The 21,183-nt window shown below is 64.1% G+C and carries 22 protein-coding genes; 16 read left to right on the top strand and 6 right to left on the bottom strand.

All coding sequences use genetic code 11. From position 1 onward, the window contains the following. Positions 1–371 precede the first annotated feature (371 nt). From P0D73_RS03485 to P0D73_RS03470, 4 genes are all read left to right on the top strand, one after another. Positions 372–857: a PaaI family thioesterase gene (locus P0D73_RS03485; RefSeq protein WP_408429750.1), complete on the top strand. Its 486-nt coding sequence runs from the start codon at positions 372–374 to the stop codon at positions 855–857. 114 nt (positions 858–971) lie between these two features. Next, entirely contained in the window at positions 972–1,970 is a 999-nt protein-coding gene (locus P0D73_RS03480; protein WP_408429748.1) for an NADP-dependent oxidoreductase, read from the top strand. A gap of 58 nt (positions 1,971–2,028) precedes the next feature. After that, the gene (locus P0D73_RS03475) at positions 2,029–2,919 is read left to right on the top strand and encodes an SDR family oxidoreductase (RefSeq protein ID WP_408430248.1); all 891 of its coding nucleotides are present in this window, start codon (positions 2,029–2,031) and stop codon (positions 2,917–2,919) included. Positions 2,920–3,000: 81 nt separating this feature from the next. Further along, on the top strand, positions 3,001–3,960 hold the full coding sequence (locus P0D73_RS03470; protein WP_408429745.1) for an alpha/beta hydrolase: 960 nt from the start codon (positions 3,001–3,003) through the stop codon (positions 3,958–3,960). A gap of 44 nt (positions 3,961–4,004) precedes the next feature. On the opposite strand, the gene P0D73_RS03465 is transcribed toward P0D73_RS03470, so the two are convergent. Further along, the gene (locus tag P0D73_RS03465; protein ID WP_408175449.1) at positions 4,005–4,850 is read right to left on the bottom strand and encodes an NRDE family protein; all 846 of its coding nucleotides are present in this window, start codon (positions 4,848–4,850) and stop codon (positions 4,005–4,007) included. A gap of 89 nt (positions 4,851–4,939) precedes the next feature. Beyond that, entirely contained in the window at positions 4,940–6,013 is a 1,074-nt protein-coding gene (gene ygfZ / locus P0D73_RS03460; protein WP_408286653.1) for a CAF17-like 4Fe-4S cluster assembly/insertion protein YgfZ, read from the bottom strand. Positions 6,014–6,091: 78 nt separating this feature from the next. Between ygfZ and mltG the strand changes: the two genes are divergently transcribed. The 11 genes from mltG to P0D73_RS03405 all read left to right on the top strand — a co-directional run bounded on the left by mltG (position 6,092) and on the right by P0D73_RS03405 (position 17,599). After that, on the top strand, positions 6,092–7,102 hold the full coding sequence (mltG, locus tag P0D73_RS03455) for an endolytic transglycosylase MltG (RefSeq protein ID WP_408430245.1): 1,011 nt from the start codon (positions 6,092–6,094) through the stop codon (positions 7,100–7,102). After that, positions 7,102–7,722 (top strand): dTMP kinase, encoded by a 621-nt coding sequence (gene tmk, locus P0D73_RS03450; RefSeq protein ID WP_408175446.1) that lies wholly within the window; start codon positions 7,102–7,104, stop codon positions 7,720–7,722. The genes mltG and tmk overlap by 1 nt, the downstream gene beginning before the upstream one ends. Before the next feature lie 94 nt (positions 7,723–7,816). Beyond that, positions 7,817–8,851, top strand: coding sequence for a DNA polymerase III subunit delta' (locus tag P0D73_RS03445; protein ID WP_408175445.1), 1,035 nt, complete (start codon positions 7,817–7,819; stop codon positions 8,849–8,851). A 101-nt stretch (positions 8,852–8,952) separates the two neighbouring features. Then, on the top strand, positions 8,953–9,477 hold the full coding sequence (locus tag P0D73_RS03440) for a GNAT family N-acetyltransferase (RefSeq protein ID WP_408429742.1): 525 nt from the start codon (positions 8,953–8,955) through the stop codon (positions 9,475–9,477). A 33-nt stretch (positions 9,478–9,510) separates the two neighbouring features. Beyond that, positions 9,511–10,302 carry a TatD family hydrolase gene (locus P0D73_RS03435; RefSeq protein WP_408429739.1) on the top strand — a complete coding sequence of 264 codons (792 nt, stop codon included), beginning with the start codon at positions 9,511–9,513 and terminating at the stop codon, positions 10,300–10,302. A 67-nt stretch (positions 10,303–10,369) separates the two neighbouring features. Then, a complete protein-coding gene (locus P0D73_RS03430; RefSeq protein ID WP_408286647.1) occupies positions 10,370–11,095 on the top strand; it encodes an ankyrin repeat domain-containing protein in 726 nt (241 codons plus the stop codon). A 318-nt stretch (positions 11,096–11,413) separates the two neighbouring features. Further along, positions 11,414–11,770, top strand: coding sequence for a Rap1a/Tai family immunity protein (locus P0D73_RS03425; RefSeq protein ID WP_132374665.1), 357 nt, complete (start codon positions 11,414–11,416; stop codon positions 11,768–11,770). A gap of 400 nt (positions 11,771–12,170) precedes the next feature. After that, entirely contained in the window at positions 12,171–13,394 is a 1,224-nt protein-coding gene (locus P0D73_RS03420; protein ID WP_408429736.1) for a mechanosensitive ion channel family protein, read from the top strand. A gap of 212 nt (positions 13,395–13,606) precedes the next feature. Then, positions 13,607–15,019: an alpha,alpha-trehalose-phosphate synthase (UDP-forming) gene (otsA, locus tag P0D73_RS03415; RefSeq protein WP_132374663.1), complete on the top strand. Its 1,413-nt coding sequence runs from the start codon at positions 13,607–13,609 to the stop codon at positions 15,017–15,019. 115 nt (positions 15,020–15,134) lie between these two features. Then, positions 15,135–16,301: an AAA family ATPase gene (locus P0D73_RS03410; protein WP_408429733.1), complete on the top strand. Its 1,167-nt coding sequence runs from the start codon at positions 15,135–15,137 to the stop codon at positions 16,299–16,301. Between the two features lie 230 nt (positions 16,302–16,531). Continuing rightward, positions 16,532–17,599, top strand: a complete 1,068-nt coding sequence (locus tag P0D73_RS03405) for a glycosyltransferase family 4 protein (RefSeq protein WP_408429731.1) — start codon at positions 16,532–16,534, stop codon at positions 17,597–17,599. Positions 17,600–17,885: 286 nt separating this feature from the next. On the opposite strand, the gene P0D73_RS03400 is transcribed toward P0D73_RS03405, so the two are convergent. The 3 genes from P0D73_RS03400 to P0D73_RS03390 all read right to left on the bottom strand — a co-directional run bounded on the left by P0D73_RS03400 (position 17,886) and on the right by P0D73_RS03390 (position 19,856). Continuing rightward, positions 17,886–18,473 (bottom strand): BPSL1445 family SYLF domain-containing lipoprotein, encoded by a 588-nt coding sequence (locus tag P0D73_RS03400; protein ID WP_132374660.1) that lies wholly within the window; start codon positions 18,471–18,473, stop codon positions 17,886–17,888. Positions 18,474–18,873: 400 nt separating this feature from the next. Beyond that, positions 18,874–19,323: a hypothetical protein gene (locus P0D73_RS03395; protein ID WP_132374659.1), complete on the bottom strand. Its 450-nt coding sequence runs from the start codon at positions 19,321–19,323 to the stop codon at positions 18,874–18,876. Between the two features lie 236 nt (positions 19,324–19,559). Further along, positions 19,560–19,856 (bottom strand): PsiF family protein, encoded by a 297-nt coding sequence (locus P0D73_RS03390; protein WP_132374658.1) that lies wholly within the window; start codon positions 19,854–19,856, stop codon positions 19,560–19,562. Between the two features lie 447 nt (positions 19,857–20,303). Here P0D73_RS03390 and P0D73_RS03385 point away from each other — a divergent pair, with 447 nt between their 5' ends. Next, positions 20,304–20,600 carry a YciI-like protein gene (locus tag P0D73_RS03385; protein WP_132374657.1) on the top strand — a complete coding sequence of 99 codons (297 nt, stop codon included), beginning with the start codon at positions 20,304–20,306 and terminating at the stop codon, positions 20,598–20,600. 74 nt (positions 20,601–20,674) lie between these two features. Here P0D73_RS03385 and P0D73_RS03380 read toward each other — a convergent pair whose 3' ends face one another. Beyond that, entirely contained in the window at positions 20,675–20,965 is a 291-nt protein-coding gene (locus tag P0D73_RS03380; protein WP_408429729.1) for a hypothetical protein, read from the bottom strand. Positions 20,966–21,183: the final 218 nt, after the last annotated feature.

Here is a 21,183-nt window from a genome sequence, read left to right as displayed (position 1 = left end):
CTCGACGGTTTGTCTGTGAACGTCTCGTAGGCTTCTTCTAATTCGCCGCCGACATAGCCTGTACCCGATCGGAGTCAATCGCCGACTCCAATCGGGCAGCAGCCCTGCCAGTCGTCGCAATGCCTTTCCGTTCGACCCCACGGGCGTGATTTCGCCGCAGTGCGCGACGTTCGCGAGCGAGCCTTCAACCGCATCGCCAGGGCCCGTTTCTGCCCGCCCAAACCGCCTGATAAAACGCCACCCATCGCGTAAGTTTGATAGGCTTGCTCTTTGCCTTGGCCGATGAGGAAGCTCGAGCAAAATGCCAAAGCCTCCTCACGCGCCCCGCATCAATCTCATGAACGTACCGACTACACAATCTGCAAACAGCCATGACCGATTCGCCTTCATCTAACGCGAGCACTGCGTCGATGCCCGAGAGCCCGTTCGTCGACCGGCTCGGCGCGCAGCTCCTCTCGGCCGCGGACGGCGCCAGCGAAGTCGTGCTGCCGCTGCGGCAAGATCATATGAACACATGGAACGTCGCCCACGGCGGCGTCACGATGACGCTCGCCGACGTCGCGCTTGCGATGGCCGCGCGCAGTCTCGCCAGCGACGGCGTCGGCGTCGTCACGGTCGAGATGAAGGTCAATTTCATGCAGCCGGGCCGCGGCGAATTGCGCGCGAGCGGCCGCGTGTTGCACCGCTCGACCACCATGGCCTACTGCGAAGGCGAGATCCGCGACAGCGAAGGCCACTTCGTCGCCAAGGCGCTCGGCACCTTCAAGTACATGCGGCGTCTCGCCGTGGGCCGCGACATCACGCAACAGCGCCTGCGCAGCGACCCGTCGGCAAAACCCGGTCCTAGCGACGGCTGAATGCCACCGTGCGAACCGCGCGCGTGTCCGAGAGCCGTGCGCTGGTTCCTGCCTTCACAAAACGCCGTTCGAATCATTCGCCGAATTCATCGGCAACTCATGGAGACGATCGTCATGCCCCAGATCAACCGTCAACTCGTGCTGGCGTCGCGCCCGCAAGGCGCCGTGACGCCCGACAATTTCCGCCTCGTCGAAACGCCGCTCGCCCCGCTGGCCGACGGAGAATTGCGCGTGCGCAATCACTTCCTGTCGCTCGATCCGTACATGCGCGGCCGCATGAACGACAGCAAGTCGTACGCGGCGCCGCAGCCGTTGAACGAAGTGATGATCGGCGGCACGGTCGGTGAAGTGGTGGAGTCGAAGAATCCGAAGTTCGCGGTCGGCGACAAGGTCGTCGCGATGTTCGGCTGGCAGGAATACGGCACCTCGAACGGAACCGGCGTGCAGAAAGTCGATGATACGCATGTGCCCTTGTCGGCCTATCTTGGCCCGGTCGGCATGCCGGGCGTCACGGCGTGGTACGGCCTGAATCGCATCATCGCGCCGAAAGCGGGTGAGACCGTGGTGGTCAGCGCGGCGAGCGGCGCGGTGGGCAGCGTGGTCGGCCAATTGGCGAAGCTGGCCGGCGCGCGTGCGGTCGGCATCGCCGGCGGTACGGACAAGTGCCGCTACGTGACCGAGACGCTCGGCTTCGATGCCTGCGTCGATTACAAGGCCGGCAATCTCTATCAGGACCTCAAGGCCGTGACGCCGAATGGCGTGGACGGTTACTTCGAGAACGTCGGCGGCGAAGTGCTCGACGCGACGCTCGCGCGCATGAACGCGTTCGGCCGGATCGCGCTGTGCGGATTTATCGCGGGCTACGACGGCCAGCCGCTGCCGCTCAAGCATCCGTCGCTGATGCTCACGCAGCGTTTGCTCGTGCAAGGCTTCATCGTCAGCGAGCACATGGACGTGTGGCCGGAAGCGCTCAAGCAACTCGGCACGCTGGTCGCGCAAAAGAAGCTGGAATATCGCGAGACCATCGCGCAAGGACTCGATGCGGCGCCCGACGCGTTCATCGGGCTGCTCAAAGGCAAGAACTTCGGCAAGCAACTCGTCAAGCTGATCTGATGGCGACGGCGGCCAAGCGAATCACACAACACGCCGATCAACCCAGGGGAGTCACATGATGTTCGAATTCGCAGGCAAGGTGGCGGTGATCACCGGTGCGGCGAGCGGTTTCGGCCGCGCGTTCGCGCAGAAGGGCGCGGCGCTCGGCATGAAGCTCGTGCTGGCCGACGTCAATCCCGACGCGCTTGCGCAAACCGTCGATGCCTTGCGCGCCGACGGCGCCGAGGCGATCGGCGTGCCGACGGATGTCGCGAGCGCCGCGCAAGTCGAAGCCCTCGCGCAAGCGGCACTCGACGCCTACGGCCGCGTGCATCTGCTCTTCAATAACGCGGGCGTGGGCTCGGGCGGCTTCCTCTGGGAAAGCTCGGCGAACGACTGGTCGTGGGTGTTCGGCGTGAACGTGATGGGCGTGGCGCACGGCGTACGGGTCTTCACGCCGATCATGCTGGCGCAGAACGAGCCGGCGCATATCATCAACACGGCGTCGGTGGCGGGGCTGCTGTCGCCGCCCGCGATGGGCATCTACAACGCGTCCAAGCATGCCGTGGTGTCGCTCACCGAAACGCTGTATCACGACCTGCAGTTGTCGCAAGGCGGAGAGGCGGCAGCGGGTGGGCTCGTCGGCTGTTCGCTGCTGTGTCCGGCCTTCGTGCCGACCGGCATCGCCGATGCGGAACGCGCGCGCCCCGCGGACCTGCGCAACGACAGCGGACCGACGCGCTCGCAGATCGCCGCAGGCAAGCAACTGCAGCGTGCGGTGCAATCGGGCAAGCTGAGTGCCGACGATGTCGCCGACATCACCTTCGAGGCGATCGCCGCGCGGCGTTTTTACATCGTCACGCATCCAGGCATCATGGCGACGGTGAAGCTGCGTCACGAGGACATCGAGCAGTTGCGCAATCCCACCGATCCGATGTCGCTCAAGCCGGAAGTGAAGAACGCCGGTTAGGCGAGACTTTCATCGCATCGCCGGCGCGCTATCGCGCCGGTTTTTTTGAACCTTCGGCGCTCATGCGCCAACAGACGCACCATGCCGCTGAATCCGAAGATCGAGCAGGTGCTCGACATGATCGCGCGGGCGAAGCGCCCGAAGCTTCACGAAATGACCGCGCAAGACGCGCGGGCCTCGTACGAAAAAAGCGCACCGATTCTGGAGATCGCCAGCGCGCCGATGTTCGCGCTCGAAGATCTGCGAATCCCGACACGCGACGGCGCGACGATTCGCGCGCGCCTTTATCAGCCAGTCGAGCCGAGCTGGGCCGAGCCCGCGCCGGCGCTGGTGTACTACCACGGCGGCGGCTTCACGGTGGGCAGCGTCGATACGCACGATGCGCTGTGCCGCATGTTCGCGCGCGACGGCCAGTGCACGGTGATGTCGGTCGATTACCGGCTTGCGCCGGAGCATAAATTTCCCACAGCCGTCGACGACGCGTTCGACGCTTTGATCTGGCTGCATACGCACGCCGCGGAATACGGATTGGATACCGGCCGGCTCGCGGTAGGCGGCGATAGCGCGGGCGGCACATTGGCGACGGTCTGCGCAGTGCTCGCACGCGATGCCGGGATCAAGCTCGCGTTGCAAATGCTGATCTATCCGGGCACGACCGGCTATCAGCAAACCGATTCGCACTCGCGCCTCGCGGACGGCTTTCTGCTGTCGGGCGACACGATTCAATGGTTTTTCGAGCATTACGTGCGCGATACGGGCGACCGCGACGACTGGCGTTTCGCGCCGCTCGACGGCCAACGCGGCGCACCCGATTTCAGCGGCGTTGCGCCGGCATGGATCGCCACCGCCGAATACGATCCCTTGAGCGACGAAGGCGATGCCTACGCGGAGAAATTGCGCGCCGCGGGCAATGCGGTCACGCTCAAGCGCTATCCGGGCATGATTCACGAGTTCTTCAAAATGGGCGGCTTCGTACCGGAGGTCGCGGAGGCGCACGCGGATGCCGCCGCCGCACTGCGCGCGGCGTTCGGCATCGAGTGAACGCGGTTGTGTGGCTCGCCAATCAACCGCCGACGGAATGACCTTCAGACAATCTCGCGTTCGATATTGAAAGCGAAGCTGCGCTCGAAGTCGCCGGGCCGCGCGATCCGGTGCGAGCCGTTGTCGTCGCTACGCTCGGCGACGGCCACGCTGACCACTTCGCCATGCGCGGCCACGCGCAACGCGGTCGTGCCGCGCGTGCCGTACTCCGGCGTTTCGATGAAGGCCGCCGACAACGCCCGCTCGCGTTCGAGCGGAATGCCGGTGGACGGCAATTCGTCGTCGCGCGCGAGGCGCGGATCGCGCATCAGATCGATCAGGCGTTCGAGCGGCGGCGTGGCGTCGCGCGCGAGCAGCGTGCCCAGTTCCGCGCGCTTTTTCACCAGCTTCGGCCACGCGGTATCGAGCACCGCGTTCGAGATGCCGTGCGTGCCCGCAGCGAGCAGCGCGGGCGCGAGATCGCCCCGGTTGCAGTACCAGGCGAGTTCGCGGCGCGTCCAGTCGCCCACCAGCAGATTGAAACCGTTGTAGATGTCGCCGGTTTGCGCGACGTGTTGCAGGTACGCGAGCGGGGTGTCGTGCGGGTTTCCCGCCGCGTCGCGCGCGGCGCCGCTCAGCCAGTCGCTGACGAGCGTGCCGCGGGTCGGCGCATCGGCGCGCATTTCGTGCGGCGCGCGGTAATTGGTCAGCGCGGCGAACCGGCCGTCGCGCGACATGCCGAGCCACGTCCCGCCGCCCACCAGATCGCGGCCGGCCAGCACGCCCGGCTCGTCATGCCACCAACTGATCGGTTCGGCCGTGCGGCGAAAGAATTCGTCGCGATTCGCGGCGAGCGTGAAAAGCGGGCCGTCGACCGCGTCGGGTCGCCAGTCGAAGACGATCAGGCACATCGGGGAGCATCTCCCGGTGGGGGCGTTGCAGTTGAAGAGGCCAGTAAAAAGCGGCGCCCGATTGCGCCGCTTCGTACCATGCGAGAAGTTCAAATTTCGGTCGGCAACCCGTAGGGCAGCGCGAGAAACCGAAGCGCCGGGCCGTCCGCCGCGCCCAGATGCACCGAGCCGTTTTCCAGCGCCGCGAGCTTGATTTCGACCAGCACATCGACGCCGCCGTCCGGCGCCGACGCCGCGTTCACGACCATGCCGCACGGCTGGCCCGGATCGTCCGAATGGAACAGCTCCGCGCCGGCGTGCACCGTGTCGAGTTCGCCGGCCACATTGGCCAGCGACGTGCGCCGCTTGATCGTGCCGCGATACTGGCTGCGCGCCACCACTTCCTGACCGGGATAGCAGCCTTTGCGGAAATTCACCGCGCCGAGCACGTCGAAATTGACCATTTGCGGCACGAACTGCTCGACCACCGGCTGGGTGATGCGCGGCTCGCCTGCGCGAATGTCGAGCCAGTCCCACACGGCGGGCGAGACGCGTTTGAGTTTTTCATCGAGCAAGGGCAGGAGCGACTCGACCTGCGCTTTCGGGCCGATCCACAGAAAACGCAGATGCTCGAGTGCATCCGGCACGCGTATCAGCGAGCCCGCCGCGCCGTCCACCTTCACGTGCACACCGTCCGGCAACGCGTCGAATACGCCGGAGAGCGCCTTGCGCACGTCGCCGGCGAGGCCGATCACGGCCAGTTCGCCGCTCGCATCGACGAGCTTGGCCTTGGCGCGCAGCACGAACATGGAGAGCCGCTTCTGCACGGCGGCCTGCACGTCTTTCGACGCCAGCAGGCGGATCGTATCGCCGCTGCGCCAAGTCAGGAACGACGCCAGCAGACGTCCCTTGGCTGAACAGTAGCCGGCCAGACGCGCATTGGCGGCGTCGAGGTGCTGGGTGTCGTTGGTCAACTGGCCGTGCAGGAAGCTCGCTGCGTCGTCGCCGGTGGCGTCGATCACGCCGAACTGCGTGAGCGGCATGTATGCGCCGTGGTGAATCACGGCGTCGAATTCATCGGCAGAAGGGCGCGGCAGCGTGGGCAGGCCGGCGGGCGCCGTGGAAGCTGCCGTGACGGCGGTGCCAGAGAGAGTGCCTGAAGCGGTAGCGAGCGGTGTGTTCATGGATTCCGAGAACAGTCAATTCTGACTTTAGCTAAGGCAAACAAGTATTATATGCAGTCCAACCCTGCCACGTTTCGCATGTCCCTTCTGAAGAAATGTTTCGTCGCCGGCGCAATCGTCGTTGTGCTGGCCGCAGCCGCAATTGCCGGTGGGTATCACTGGGCCAACAGCCCGCTAGATCTGAACCCTGCGCAACTCGATGTCACCGTCAAGCCGCACAGCAGCTTGCGCAGCGTCACGCTGCAGCTCAATCGCGGCGGCGTGCCGGTCGAGCCCGAACTGTTCGTCATCATGACGCGGCTGCTGGGGCTGCAAAGCGAGCTGAAATCGGGCAACTACGAGTTCAAGACGGGCGTGACGCCCTATGAGGTGCTGCAGAAAATCGCCCGCGGCGACGTCAACGAGTATGTGGCGACCATCATCGAAGGCTGGACCTTCAAGCGCATGCGCGCCGAGCTGGACGCCAATCCGGCGCTCAAGCACGACACGATCGGCATGAGCGACAGCGATCTGATGAACGCGATCAATGCGCCGGAAGCGCCGATCGGCAATGGTGAAGGACTGTTTTTCCCGGATACGTATCTGTTCGACAAGAACACCAGCGATCTCGACGTGTACCGCCGCGCTTACCGCCTGATGCGCCTGCGTCTGGACGAGGCGTGGACCGCGCGCGCGCCGAACCTGCCGTACAAGACGCCGTACGACGCGCTGACCATGGCGTCGATCATCGAAAAGGAAACCGGCAAGAAGTCCGACCGGCCGATGGTGGCGGCGGTGTTCGCGAACCGTCTGCGCGTGGGCATGCCGCTGCAAACCGACCCGACCGTGATCTACGGCATGGGCGACGGCTACACCGGCCACATCAGGAAAAAAGACCTGCAGACCGACACTCCCTACAATACCTACACCCGGATGGGTCTGCCGCCGACGCCCATCTCGCTGCCCGGGGTGGCGTCGCTGCAAGCGGCGCTGAACCCGGCGCAAACCACCGCGCTGTATTTCGTGTCGCGCGGCGACGGCAGCAGTATCTTTTCTGACACCCTCGGCGATCACAACAAGGCCGTGGACAAATACATTCGAGGGCAATGATGGCGCGGGGTAAATTCATTACGTTTGAGGGCATCGATGGGGCGGGCAAGACCACCCACCTCGGCTGGTTTCGGGAGCGCCTCGAACAGAAAGTCGCAAGCACCGGCCGCGCGGTCGTCATGACGCGCGAACCGGGCGGCACGCCGCTTGGCGAGCAGATCCGCGAGATCGTGCTGCATCAGAAAATGGACCTCGAAACCGAGGCGCTGCTGATGTTCGCGCTGCGCCGCCAGCATCTGGCCGAGGTGATCGAGCCGGCGCTCGCGCGCGGCGACTGGGTGCTGTCGGACCGTTTCACCGACGCGACCTTCGCTTACCAGGGCGGCGGCCGCGGTCTGCCGCGCGACAAGCTCGAAACGCTGGAGCGCTGGGTGCAGGGCGGTTTCCAACCGGACCTGACGGTGCTGTTCGACCTCGCGCCGGAGGTCGCCAACGAACGGCGCAGCGCGGTGCGCGATCCGGATCGTTTCGAAAGCGAGTCGGTGGCGTTTTTCAACCGTACTCGCGCCGAATATCTGCGCCGGGCCGAGGAAGCGCCATACCGGTTCGCTATCATTGACTCCGCGCAGAGCATTGTGCAGATTCAGAGAAAACTTGAAGAGTTGATCGCAGTTCTTTGATTTTAAAAGAATATAACTTCGTTTTATAACGCTATGCAGAGTTCGTGTTATGTCTCATAAAACTCCTGCAACAGTTTGATTTCAAAGAGAAACGATGATTTATCCGTGGCAAGCCGATGACTGGAACCGCCTGCAGCAGCTGCGCGGCCACTGGCCGCACGCCCTGTTGCTGCATGGACAGGCCGGAATCGGCAAGCTGCGCTTCGCGCAGCATCTCGCGCAAGGCCTGCTGTGCGAAGCGCAACAGCCCAACGGCGAGCCGTGCGGCGCGTGTGTGGCCTGCACCTGGTTCGCGCAAGGCAATCATCCGGACTACCGGATCGTCGTGCCCGAGGCGCTGGCCGCCGAAGCGGGCCTGAACAACGCCGCGGACGAGAAAGCCGACAAGGCCGACGCCGATGAAAGCAAGAAGACCCGCACGCCCAGCAAGGAAATCAAGATCGAGCAGATTCGCGGCTTGCTCGACTTCGTCGGCGTGGGTTCGCACCGCGGCGGCGCGCGCGTGGTCGTGCTGTACCCGGCGGAAGGGTTGAATATCGCCGCGGCCAACGCGCTCCTGAAAACGTTGGAAGAACCGCCGGCGGGCGTCGTGTTCCTGATGGTGTCGGCGCGTATCGACCGCCTGCTGCCCACCATCATCAGCCGCTGTCGCCAATGGCCGATGACCATCCCCGCGCCCGAGGTGGCGACGAAATGGCTCGCCGCGCAAGGCGTGGCCGAAGCGCCCGCGCTGCTCGCCGAAGCCGGTGGTGCGCCGCTCACCGCACTCGCGCTCGCCAGCGACGAGAACCGCGCACTGCGCGACTGGACACTCAAGCAACTCGCCGCCGGCCCCGATTGCGACGCCTTCGCCTGCGGCGAGGCGCTGCAAAAACTGCCCGTGCCGCTGGTGCTAGGCTGGCTGCAACGCTGGATGTACGATTTGCTGGCGCAGCGCACGGCAGGCGCGCCACGTTACTTTCCACAAGCGTCGGCGGCGCTGACGCGCTGCGCGTCGCAGGCCGATGCCAGCGCGTTCGCGCGCTTCATGCGCAACGTCACGCGCCAGCGCGCCGTCGAGAACCATCCGCTGAATGCGCGGCTGGTGTTCGAAGAACTGTTTATCGGCTACCGCGAGCTGTTCGCGTAAGCCCTGTCCGCGGGACAGGCCGGCAGCGGCGCGCGGCTGGCGCTCCGGTCCATCTTTCGTCCTGTTCCTGCATTGGCCTTTCATCTCACGTTCAACGCACCATGAGCCTTTCCTACCGCGATGCCACGCTCGACGATCTGCCCGCCATCGTCGCCATCTACAACTCGACTGTGCCGTCCCGGCAAGTCACGGCCGATCTCGAGCCGGTCAGCGTCGAAAGCCGGCTGGGCTGGTTTCACGCGCACGGTCCGCAAAAGCGCCCTTTGTGGGTGGTGGAAGATGCGCAACAGCCCGGCCGCGTGATCGCCTGGTTGAGCTTTTCGGACTTCTACGGCCGTCCGGCCTATCAGCGCACCGCCGAAGTCAGCATCTATCTCGACGAAAGCGCGCGTGGCCGCGGCCTCGGCAAGCAAATGCTGGCGGCTTCGCTGGCGGCGGCGCCGGCGCTCGGCATCGACTCCGTGCTCGGCTTTATCTTCGGCCACAATGAGGCGAGCTTGCGCCTGTTCCGCGCGTTCGGTTTCGACACGTGGGGCACGCTGCCGCGCGTGGCCGTGCTGGATGGCGTGGAGCGCGATCTGGTGATTCTCGGCAAACGCCTTGACGCCGCCGCGGCCGCCGCCTGATTCACCCCGAGCACTCCTACGCAGGACATCACCATGTTTGTCGACTCGCACTGCCATATCAATTTCGAAGGACTCGCCGACCGCCTGCCGCAAGTGCTCGAGAATATGCGCAGCCACTCGGTCACGCATGCGCTGTGCGTGTCCGTCGATCTGGAAACGCTGCCGTCCGTGCTCGATATCGCCAGCCGGTATGAGAACGTGTACGCCTCGGTCGGCGTGCATCCGGATCACGAGGACATGCGCGAGCCGAGCGTCGCCGAACTGGTCGAACTGGCCGGGCATCCGAAGGTGGTCGCGATCGGCGAGACGGGTCTCGACTACTATCGTCTGGAAGGCCGCACGATCGCCGACATGGAATGGCAGCGCGAGCGCTTTCGCACCCATATCCGCGCGGCGCATGCCACTGGAAAGCCGCTGATCATCCATACGCGCTCGTCGTCGGAAGACACGCTGCGCATCATGGCCGAGGAGCGCGCGGGCGAGCCGGGCGGCGTGATGCATTGCTTCACGGAGCCGTGGGCCGTCGCCGAACAGGCGCTGGCGCAGAATTTTCACATCTCGCTGTCGGGCATCGTCACGTTCAAGAGCGCGACGGATGTGCAGGACGTCGCGCGCCGCGTGCCGCTCGAGCGCTTGCTGATCGAAACCGACTCGCCGTACCTCGCGCCCGTGCCGTATCGCGGCAAGCCTAATGAACCTGCGTACGTCAGTTATGTCGGACGCTTCATCGCGCAGCAACGCGAGATGCCGGAAACGGCGCTGGCCGCCGCGACCACGCAGAACTTTTTCCGCCTTTTCAAGATCCCCGCGCCCACTGGCGTGTGAGACGTAAAGTCGATCAATATCAAAAGGATAGGGACGTTTCCTAAAGTCAAATATGAGAGAAATTTCGATGTCGATCGCAGCATCCCAGGACACTTTGGCGGCGCGTGGCGCGCTGGCTTCGGCGCGGCGCCGCGCCTCGCGCGTCGCATTCGCGGCAACGCTGGCCTGTGCGGCGCTGACTTCGCTGATGGTGTCGCCGGCTCAGGCTGCGCCGATCGATTCGCTGATCAAATCGGTCAAGTTCGACGACGTCGACGGCGTCAACAAACTGCTCGCCAAGGGCATGGACCCGAACAGCGTGGACAACCAGGGCATGCCGCTGCTGGTGCTGGCCGCGCGCGAAAAATCGGACAAGGTCGGCGCCGCGCTGGTCGCCAATCCGAAGACCAACATCGAGATTCAGGACAAAGCCGGCGAGAACGCGATGATGATGGCGTCGTTGAACGGCGACCTCGACTTCGTCAACCTGCTGATCGCGAAAGACGCCGAAGTCAACAAGAAGGGCTGGGCGCCGTTGCACTACGCGGCGGCGAACGGCCATGACGACGTCGTCAAGGTGCTGCTCGACCATTCGGCCTACGTCGACGCCGGCTCGCCGAACGGCACCACGCCGCTGATGATGGCCGCGCGCGGCGGCCATGTGTCGACGGTGAAGCTGCTGCTCGACAACGGCGCGGACCTGACGGTGAAGAACCAGATCGGCATGACGGCGCTCGATTTCGCCAAGACCTACAAAGAGCCGGATGTGGTCGAAGGGCTGACCGCGCGCCTGCAGCAGATGCAACAGAAGTGATGCGCGCGGCGGCGCGAGTCGGCGGCGGTTCATGGGCAGCCGACGCGCGTCGCCCAAACGCCGCGCTCAAAGGCCAGCCTGGTCAGCCGGCCGCCTGGGCGCGCTATCCGAGCTTCAGGCGTGCCAGCGTCGAAGCGCGAAAGTACCGGTGCAGCGGCCGCCGCCTGGCAAGGCAGTAAAAAGTGCCTGAAGATAGCGGCGCCGCGCACGCTTGAGCTTCGCAAAACAGTGCAGAATGACGACTTTGGCGCGCCGCCTGGGCGCGCCGTTTGGACGCGGCGAAAGACCGCCTGATAAACGACCCTGGAAAGGAACACCATGCTGCGGGCTTTGATTTTCGCCAGCGCGCTTGCCGTACCGCTATCGGCAGCAGCGTTTACGGGAGGCGACCTCAACAAGCTGTGCACCAAGACGGACGTGGCATCGCGTAGCGCGTGTGCCGCTTATATCGAAGGCGCCGCCGACGGCATCTTCAACACCATCGACGCGATCGGCGGCACGACCGGTCCGCGCGTCGGCCAGTACTTCTGCTTGCCGCAGGACGCGCGTTCGGCGCAGCTGACCGACGCGGTGCGTAAATATATTGCGGAGAATCCGAACGTGGCGGGCTACAACGCCAGCACGGCGATCTCGCTGGGGCTCGGCAAGGCGTTTCCCTGCAGGAGCGGTAGTTGAATTGAATCACGGCTGATACCTCGCGTGCCCGCATCGGGTGCGTTGGGCGTTTTAGCTAGCGGGTGTGTTTCGGGTTTTCAGCCGCCGGAATCCCGCCGGGGCTTTTTCGAAGCCCCGCCTGAAAACCGGTTTGAACCCCGGCCGTCCGTTTGCAGAAGCGGCTTGCCTCGGCACCTTTCCAGGATCGCGCTGACGAACGACCTAAGATGGTTGTAGGCAGTCCGCGACGGCGCGCAGTCGTGCGGCTCGCGCCTGCTTCTTTGGCGGATGCTTTGCCACCGGCGCCGTTCGGCGCAACGGCGCATCACGCACCACCGCAGCCACGTTCGATGCTTGCCGGTTCCGCGCCCGCTCTGCGCGGGTCCTGTTCACCGCTCAAGCCAGGAGGAAAAGCCCCTTCATGCCAACTCTCGACGAACTCAGCCGCATGGCCGAAGCGCCGCTGCATACGTGGCTCGGCGCGTTGATCGTCTCGGTCATCGCGATGGTGCTGGCGGTGGGCATTCATCGGATCGGCGCGCGCATCGTAAAGCGGCTCGCGCGGCCTTATCCGCTCACCAGTGTGGTGCTGCGCTATATCGACAAGCCATCGCTGTGCGTGCTCGTGATCCTCGCGCTGGAGGCGGTGTGGTGGGAAGCGCCGGACACGCTGACCTTCATCACGCCGTTGCGCGACGCCGTCGCGATTACGCTGATCGGCGCGATCACGTGGCTCTCGGTGCGCTCGGCGGCGGCGATCGGCGAGGCGATCATTCAGGCCCATCCACTCGATACCGCCGACAACCTGCAGGCGCGCCGCATCCATACGCAAGCACGCGTGCTGGCGCGCTCGGTGATGTTCGTGATCGTGATCGTCGGCGTGGGCGGGGCGTTGATGACGTTTCCCAACGTCCGGCAGATCGGCGCGAGCCTGCTGGCGTCGGCGGGGGTGGCGGGCCTGGTCGCCGGTATCGCGGCGCGGCCGGTGCTCGGCAATCTGATCGCCGGCTTGCAGATCGCGCTGTCGCAGCCGATCCGTCTCGACGACGTCGTCGTGATTCAGGGCGAGTGGGGGCGTATCGAGGAAATCACCGGCACGTATGTGTCGGTGCGTCTGTGGGATCAGCGACGGTTGATCGTGCCGCTGCAATGGTTTATCGAAAACCCGTTTTCCAATTGGACCCGCAGCAGTTCGCAGATCATCGGCACGGTGTTTCTTTACGTCGACTACCACATGCCGCTCGCGCCGTTGCGCGAGGAGCTGGCGCGCATCGTCGAGGACGCGCCCGAGTGGGACCGTCGCGTGCAGGTGCTGCAGGTTACGGACGGTACCGAGCGCTCCATGCAATTGCGTGCGCTGGTCAGTTCGCTCGATTCCGGCCTGAACTGGGATTTGCGCTGCCGGGTGCGCGAGGGGCTGCTCGATTTCATCCAGCAGCATTACCCGCAGTACTTGCCGCGGGCCCGTGCGGAAGTGTCGGCGGAACTCGAAACCGGCAACGGTGAACCGCTCGACTGGGTGCCGCGCAGCACGCAGACGCCGGCCGGCAGCACGGCCGCGCATACCGAGGCCGATCCGGTGGCGAGCCGCGCCGGACGGCCGCCGGCGGCCGATGTGCCGCGGCAGGTCAAGGAAAAGGTTTGACGCCGGAAAGCGGCGTACTCTGGCATGGCGGTGCCGATGAATGCAACTGATCCGGCACCCAAGCGGTCGAACCGTCCACGCACTCACCAACCTGGCGCGGCATCGCGTGCTTCATCGTGTTTCCGGTTCTCGCTGCGCCATTGCGCGCGAGACACCGCGAACACCTGACAACGCACCCGAGCGCGCCGCGCGAACCAAGGAGGACATGCAACATGGGCCGACTGATCGTCGTGTCGAATCGCGTCGCAACGCCGACGGAAACCAAGGGATCGGCCGGCGGCCTCGCGGTCGGCGTATTCGGCGCGCTGAAGGATGCCGGAGGGGTGTGGTTCGGCTGGAGCGGCGACGTGGTCAGCGAGACCGTCGCCAACGCCGGTCCGACGCTGGAACAGGACGGCGCGGTCACCTTCGCGACCGTCGGTCTGACGCGCAAGGATTACGACCAGTACTATCGCGGCTTTTCCAACGCGACGCTGTGGCCGGTGTTCCACTACCGCAACGACCTCGCACGCTACGAGCGCGAGGAGTACGCGGGCTACCGGCGTGTCAACGCGTGGCTCGCGCACAAGCTCATCAAGCTGCTCGAACCCGACGACGTGATCTGGATTCACGACTACCATCTGATCCCGTTCGCCGAGGCGCTGCGCAACGAGGGCATTACGAACCGCATCGGCTTCTTCCTGCACATTCCGTTTCCCGCGCCGCAGATCCTGCTGAACATTCCACCGCATGAAGAGCTGGTGAAGTCGTTGTCGTGCTACGACCTGCTGGGTTTCCAGACCGCCACCGACGAGCTCGCCTTCAAGGATTACGTCACGCGCCACGCGCGCGGCACGGTGGGCGCGGACGGACTCGTCGAAGCATTCGGCCGCAAACTGCGTACCGGCGTTTACCGCATCGGCGTGTTCCCCGACGAAATCGCCGAACAGGCGAAGCGCTACGAAAGCCGTCAGCACGTGCTCGACCTGAAGCAAAGCCTGGAAGGCCGCAAGCTGATCATGAGCGTCGACCGGCTCGATTACTCGAAGGGTCTCGTCGAGCGGTTCCGGGCGTTCGAGCATCTGCTGGAGCGCTCGCCGGAATGGCGCGGCAATGTCACGCTGGTGCAGATCGCGCCGCCGACCCGCTCGGACGTCGCCACCTATCAGAAGATTCGCCAGGACCTGGAGTACGAAGCAGGGCGCATCAACGGCCGCTACTCGGGGCTCGACTACACGCCGATCCGCTATCTGAACCAGCAGTACGACCGCTGGAAGCTGATGTCGCTGTTTCGCGAATCGCAGATCGGTTTCGTCACGCCGTTGCACGACGGCATGAATCTGGTCGCGAAGGAATACGTCGCCGCGCAGAATCCCGACGACCCCGGCGTGCTGGTGCTGTCGATTTTCGCTGGAGCGGCGGCGGAGTTGACCGGCGCGTTGCTGGTCAATCCGCATGATGCGATCGGCATGTGCGAAGCCTTGCAGCGCGCGTTGCAGATGCCGCTCGACGCGCGTCAGCGGCGTCATGAGATCAATATGGCGGCGCTGCGCGAGAACGATCTCGGCGTGTGGCGCGATACCTTCCTGCGCGATCTGCGCAGCGTGCCGGCACAGAAACCGGGCAAGGGCGGCGGGCATAAGTGATGGGGCGTGTCGACCAGTGTTTGTCCGGCGTCGGGCGCGGCCTCGTGAGCGCATGTCCAGGTACGGCAGAGTTAGGGAACGCGCGCGCGTGCGCGACTGAATGTCGGGCCAGCGCATGCTGACCACTTTGGCAATTGCGGGCTATCGCTCGTTGCGCGAGTTGATCGTCCCGCTTGGCAGGCTGAACGTGATCACAGGTCCAAACGGCAGCGGCAAGTCGAGTGTGTATCGCTCGCTGCGGCTGCTGGCCGAAGCGGCGCGCGGCGGGTTGATTACCTCGCTCGCGCGCGAGGGCGGTTTGCCGTCCACGCTATGGGCCGGACCTGAGCGCTTTTCGCGCGCCGTGCTGGCGGGCGAGTTCGCGGTTGAACCGCTGCGCCGCAAAGATCCGGTCAGCCTGCGGCTCGGTTTTTCCGGCGATCAGTTCGGCTACGCGATCGATCTCGGTTTGCCGCTCGTCAATGACGCCACGCGTTTTCCGCTCGATCCGACCATCAAGCGCGAATGCATCTGGAGCGGCCCCGTGCTGCGGCCGTCGGCCTTGCTGGTGGACCGCCACGGCCCGGCGCTGCGCACGCGCGACGAGCGCGGCGACTGGCAGACCATTCCACAACCCGTCGCCAGCTTCGACAGCATGATGACGGAGTTCTCCGACCTGCGGAGCGCACCCGAGATGATCACGGTGCGTGAGCAGATCCGCTCGTGGCGCTTCTACGACCATTTCCGCACCGACGCCGACGCGCCCGCGCGTCTGCCGCAGATCGGCACGCACACGCCCGTGCTCGCCAACGACGGCGCGGACCTTGCCGCCGCGTTACAAACCATCCGCGAAATCGGCGACCCGGCCGCGCTCGACGCCGCCATCGACGACGCCTTTCCCGGCTCGCGCCTCGACGTCACGACACAGGACGGCCGCTTCGAGGTGGTGATGCAGCAGCACGGCCTGCTGCGGCCGCTGAAAGGCGCGGAGCTGTCGGACGGCACCTTGCGCTATCTGCTGCTGGTCGCGGCCTTGCTGACGCCGCGTCCGCCTGAACTCCTCGTGTTGAACGAACCCGAGACGAGCCTGCATCCGGACCTGCTGCCGGCGCTTGCCCGCCTGATCGCGCGGGGCGCCGCGCATTCGCAGGTGCTGGTGGTGTCGCATGCGGCGCGTCTGATCGCGGCGCTCGAACGTGAGGAGGCGAGCCAGTCGATCGTGCTGGAAAAGCAGTTCGGCGCGACCCGTATCGCCGACGCCGACGACCGCGATTTGCCGGCCTGGAAATGGCCCACGCGCTGACACGTACCGCCGTTCACGTGTGGAGCCGTATGTAAGCTGAATGTAACAGCACCGAGGAAATGCAAGACCAGAGGCTTTTTGTTGTCCTGTAGTGAATAATGCTTCGATGCCGGTGGTGCACGCGGCCGGATTCGGCCGTTGCATTGATCGGAGGTATTGGCGCTGTCATACTCAGCGCCGCTGGCGCGCACCGCCCTAGGGCGCAAGCCGCCAGCTCATGGAGACATAATATGAAGATTGCGCAGATCGCCCCTTTGACCGAATCGGTGCCGCCGAAGCTGTATGGCGGCACGGAGCGCGTCGTGTCGTACATCACCGAGGCGCTGGTCGATCTCGGCCATGACGTGACGCTGTTCGCGAGCGGCGACTCCGTCACCAGCGCGAAGCTCGAACCCGTCTGGCCACGCGCGCTGCGTCTCGATCCGGGCATTCGCGACCGCGTGGCGCCCCATATGCTGCTGATGGAACTGGTGCGCCGCCAGGCCGAAAATTTCGACGTCCTGCACTTTCACCTCGACTACTACTCGTTCTCGGTCTTCAAGCGCCAGGACACGCCGTTTGTCACGACGATGCACGGCCGCCTCGACTTGCCCGAGCAACAGCCGGTGTTCGACACGTTCAACACCGCGCCGGTGATCTCGATTTCGAATTCGCAGCGGCATCCGCTGCCGCAGGCCAAGTGGCTGACCACCGTCTATCACGGCTTGCCGGAACAGCTCTACACGCCGCAGCCGGTCGAGCAGAAGTACCTTGCGTTTCTCGGCCGGATCTCGCCGGAAAAACGAGTCGACACCGCGATCCGGATTGCCGGCCGCTGCGGCATGCCGATTCGCATCGCCGCGAAAGTGGATGCCGCCGATCGCGAGTATTTCGAGCGCGACATCCGGCCGTTACTGGATTTGCCTTATGTCGAGTTCATCGGCGAGATCGCGGATAACCAGAAGGCCGAATTCCTGTCCGGCGCTCACGCGCTGCTGTTTCCGATCGACTGGCCGGAGCCGTTCGGCCTCGTGATGATCGAAGCGATGGCATGCGGCACGCCGGTGATCGCGTTCAACCGCGGCTCGGTGCCGGAAGTGCTGGAAGACGGCGTGACGGGTTTTATCGTCGAAGACGAAATCGGCGCGGTGGCGGCGGTCAATCGGCTGCATAAGATGCCGCGCGCGGGTGTGCGGCAGCGCTTCGAGGAGCGCTTCACTTCGCACCGCATGGCGCAACAGTATGTGGATGCGTATCAGTTGGTGATTCGCGCGCAAAAGCGTTCGCGCTTCAAGGTGATCGATACGTCGGGCAGTTGAGCTGAAGAGATTCGGCTCACGCGGCAGAGTGAAAAAGAGCGGCGATGCGTGGTGCGCATCGCCGTTTTTTATTGGCGCACGACTTGAGACGAATCAGGCTTTTGCATCCGGCAACGGGCGGTGGTCTGCGGCTGCGGCCCACAAAAGCTCGCCGTCGCGGCCGCATGCCACGTTGCTCCCACTGCAAAGGCAGGCTGCGCAGGATTGCGTCTGACCCGGCCACCGCTGCTCACGGAACCCGGCGGATCAGACGCACACCCCGCAGACCGGCAACCAGACGGCGTGCCTAGATTTTCAGACGCGTGACCTTGGTGCCTTGCAGCGATACATCGGCCATCAGGCCGGCATTGGTCAGCACGAACACCTCGACCGGGGCGGTGGCCGTGGTGGTGTCGATCGCGCCATTGGCGCCCATCTTGATCAGCGCGACGGACGCGTCGCCGCCCGCCGACCAGCCGTCGGCATTGCGGAATTTGTCCAGTGCGTCCTGCGTCATGAACAGGAAGATGATCGCCTTCGACTGTGCACCCGCCTGCAGGCCGAATGAGCCGGAAATCGTGCTGTAGTAACCGACTGTGCCGCCGCCTACGCGCAGCGAACCTTCGCCATACTGTCCGCCGACGACGAAGCCCACCTGCAGCACCGACGGGAACACGAGAACGCCGCGCGCCTTCGAGACCAGTTCGCGCGATCCCTTCACCGTCGTGAAGAGCCGCGACATGGTGCCGTCGACGCTAGCGTCGATCGACTGGCGCTTGGCTGAATCGGTGGCGGGTGTATCCGGGTTGCCTTTGTTGGTCGTACAACCAGCCAGTGCAAGGCCTCCGAAAGCGAGCGCAGCGGTAGTCTTCAACATGAAGTTTCGTCTTTGCATCGTTTTTCTCCGTCATGGTTCCGGGGCGCAACCTCATCTGATTTGCCGGGTTGCCTTTGAGTTATATCACACGCAAGCACAAAAGGCGCAGTTCGTCGCTAGGCGAAAAGCCTTGTGGGGCGGGGGTTTCGGGCTAATCGTAAGGCGCCGTGCCGTAATTTTGACCGGCACCGCAGTGCGCGTGGAAGCTACGCGCAGCGCGCTTTCAAATGGACTCCGGCGGTTCGCGCCGGGTTTGCCCGCAGCCAATAGGAGCAAGGCGGCGACGGTGTCGACCATTCGTTTTTACCGATTTTACGCCGCGCAAATGTGCGTTGAAATCAAATTGAAAGTGTTGCCTCGACGCTGCAGATCGGCCGGCGTAGCGGCCCGCAATCGGCCTTCTGATCCGGACGCGCGCTCAGCCGTGGTTCGCCGGACTCTTGACCGCCGGCGGACGCCGCAGCGCGCGGCGCACCATGCCGATCAGCACGCCGAGCAGAAACAGCACCACGGCCGGCACGATCCAGTAGCCGACGAATGCATGCCAGAGATAGGCCATCAAAGTGGAGCGGCGCACGCTGTATTCGTTGCGGGCGTCCTGCTGACGCGGCGCGTTGGCGGCCAGCACCTCGGCCGGACAGCCGGCGGCTTGCGCTTCGTCGGGCTTGCCGTGGCAGCGCGCGGGGGCGCCGGCGGCGCGCTGCGCGTCGGTGAAATTCCAGGTGGTCAGCGCACGGTCGAGGTCGACGGCGTTGTACGCCATTTCCTCCCGGATCTCGCTCACCGCCACGATCGCCACGGGCACCGCCCAAAATATGATGACGACCAGCCACCGCCTTAACCAGCGGTTTTTATGCTTCGATACCATCCTTGCCTCCGATGGATGCTCTGCAGCACCAACGACAAGATGGCGGCCCGTCTAATGTTGTATAGGGGGGTGGGCCGTCTCCGCAGCCATCATAGAAGAAAAATGGCGGGTTCGGGCAGATGGACCGTGAAGGGCGGGGCGGGACGCGGGGCGCGAGTGCCGGATGGCAGCGCCGCTGTGTTCGAGCGGCGCGCGCTCAGGCGCCGCGCATATCGCACGACGCCGATTCGTTGTGTTTAATTAGCCGGTGCGGACGACAGGCAGGTCTTCATGAACGCCTTGCGGTCATCACCCTTCTTGCCGGTGGCTTGCGCGTTGCACGCCTTCATCTTGTCCTGCTGGCTCATCGGCGCAGCGGCGGCCGGCTTGGCGGACAGGCAGGTCTTCATGAACGCCTTACGGTCGTCGCCCTTCTTGTCACCGGCCTGCTTGTTACAGTCGGCCATTTTGGTTTGCTGGCTGTTCTCTGCGAACACCGGCGAAACGAGGACAGCGCCCAGCACCAGCGTGGCGATAGCGGATTGGATTTTCATGTGACACTCCATCGGTGGTGAAAACGTTTTTGGTCGTTCATGCGCGCGGGCGTCAACCGTATCCAGGACCCTCGGCACGTCCATTATGGCAAATGCTGTCTGCCAGAACGGCTAAAAGCGCATTCCGGTTGACAGGCGCTCACGCTGGTTTTCCCTTACGTGGCGGGGACTGACGGCGGATTGGAGTATCCAGTGGCGAATGGCGCGAGCGTGGAATGATGTTATGCATTCCAGATTAAATGCATGAAGCAAATTCAAACGAATTAGCACCAAGCTATTCCATAAGATTGATGAAAAATTAACACAAACTTTGTGCATTGCTGCACACGCAATTGAATTGTAATTCGGCAGGAAATTCTACCGCCCAACATATGGGTAATATTGACCAGGATGCGTGCCGCCCATTGCGTCGCTGGTCTGCTCTCACACCGGCCAAGGAGGCTCGCCATGCACTATCTGTTGATGTACGACCTGGTGTCCGACTATCTCGAACGGCGCGCCGCGTATCGCGATGAGCATCTGAAGCTCGCGTGGGCCGCCACGGAGCGCGGCGAGCTGCTGCTGGCCGGCGCGCTGGCCGAGCCCACCGACACCGCCATGCTACTCTTTCAAGGCGACTCTGCCGCTGCCGCCGAAGCCTTTGCCAAGGCCGATCCGTATGTACTCGCCGGTCTCGTGACACGCTGGCGCGTGCGTCAATGGACGACAGTGGTGGGCGAGGGCGCGGCGAACCCGGTGCGCTAAAACCTGGTCTATCGGTTGTATCGGTGGAGTGTCGAGCGGTGAAACCGGTCGCTCACTCAATGCTCCCGCGTCGTTCAGGCCGCGCTATTTTCACCGCGTTGATGCACTGCACATAGCGTGTTCAGCGCTGCTTCCCGCGCCTTGGTCGATTGGCCAAAGCCGAGCCAAAATGCATCGAAATCCTGTCTCAGACGGACGATCGATTCATAAAAGTTATTCGCCCGTGATGCATTTTGATTGTGCGGTGCAATAGCGTCATTTCGCCGCCGAAAGCGACCGGACTTTTGTGACGGCATTGCGAGAAAAGACGCAGCAAAAAGGACAAGTTTGTTTCCATCCGTAACACTTGTCTCATTCATATTCACGGAAACCCTGGGGATGGTATGCTTCGTGCACAAATTCTCCCATGCACGAGTGAGACCACGTTTTGTGCTTCGCAATAGGGACAAACCGCACTAAGTCGGGGCGGTATTGACCAGCCAACAGAACGTACAAAACATATTTGTGCAACCGAGGCCTGCACACGGGTCGTGACAGTTGAATCCGTGGCAGTCCAAAGCCGCAGCCCGGCCAGGCTGCGTGG

This window comes from Paraburkholderia sp. RL18-101-BIB-B (genome assembly GCF_046026985.1).
Classification (GTDB): Bacteria; Pseudomonadota; Gammaproteobacteria; order Burkholderiales; family Burkholderiaceae; genus Paraburkholderia.
Note: the sequence above shows the minus strand (reverse complement) of the source record. Positions and strands in the feature narration are given on the sequence as shown.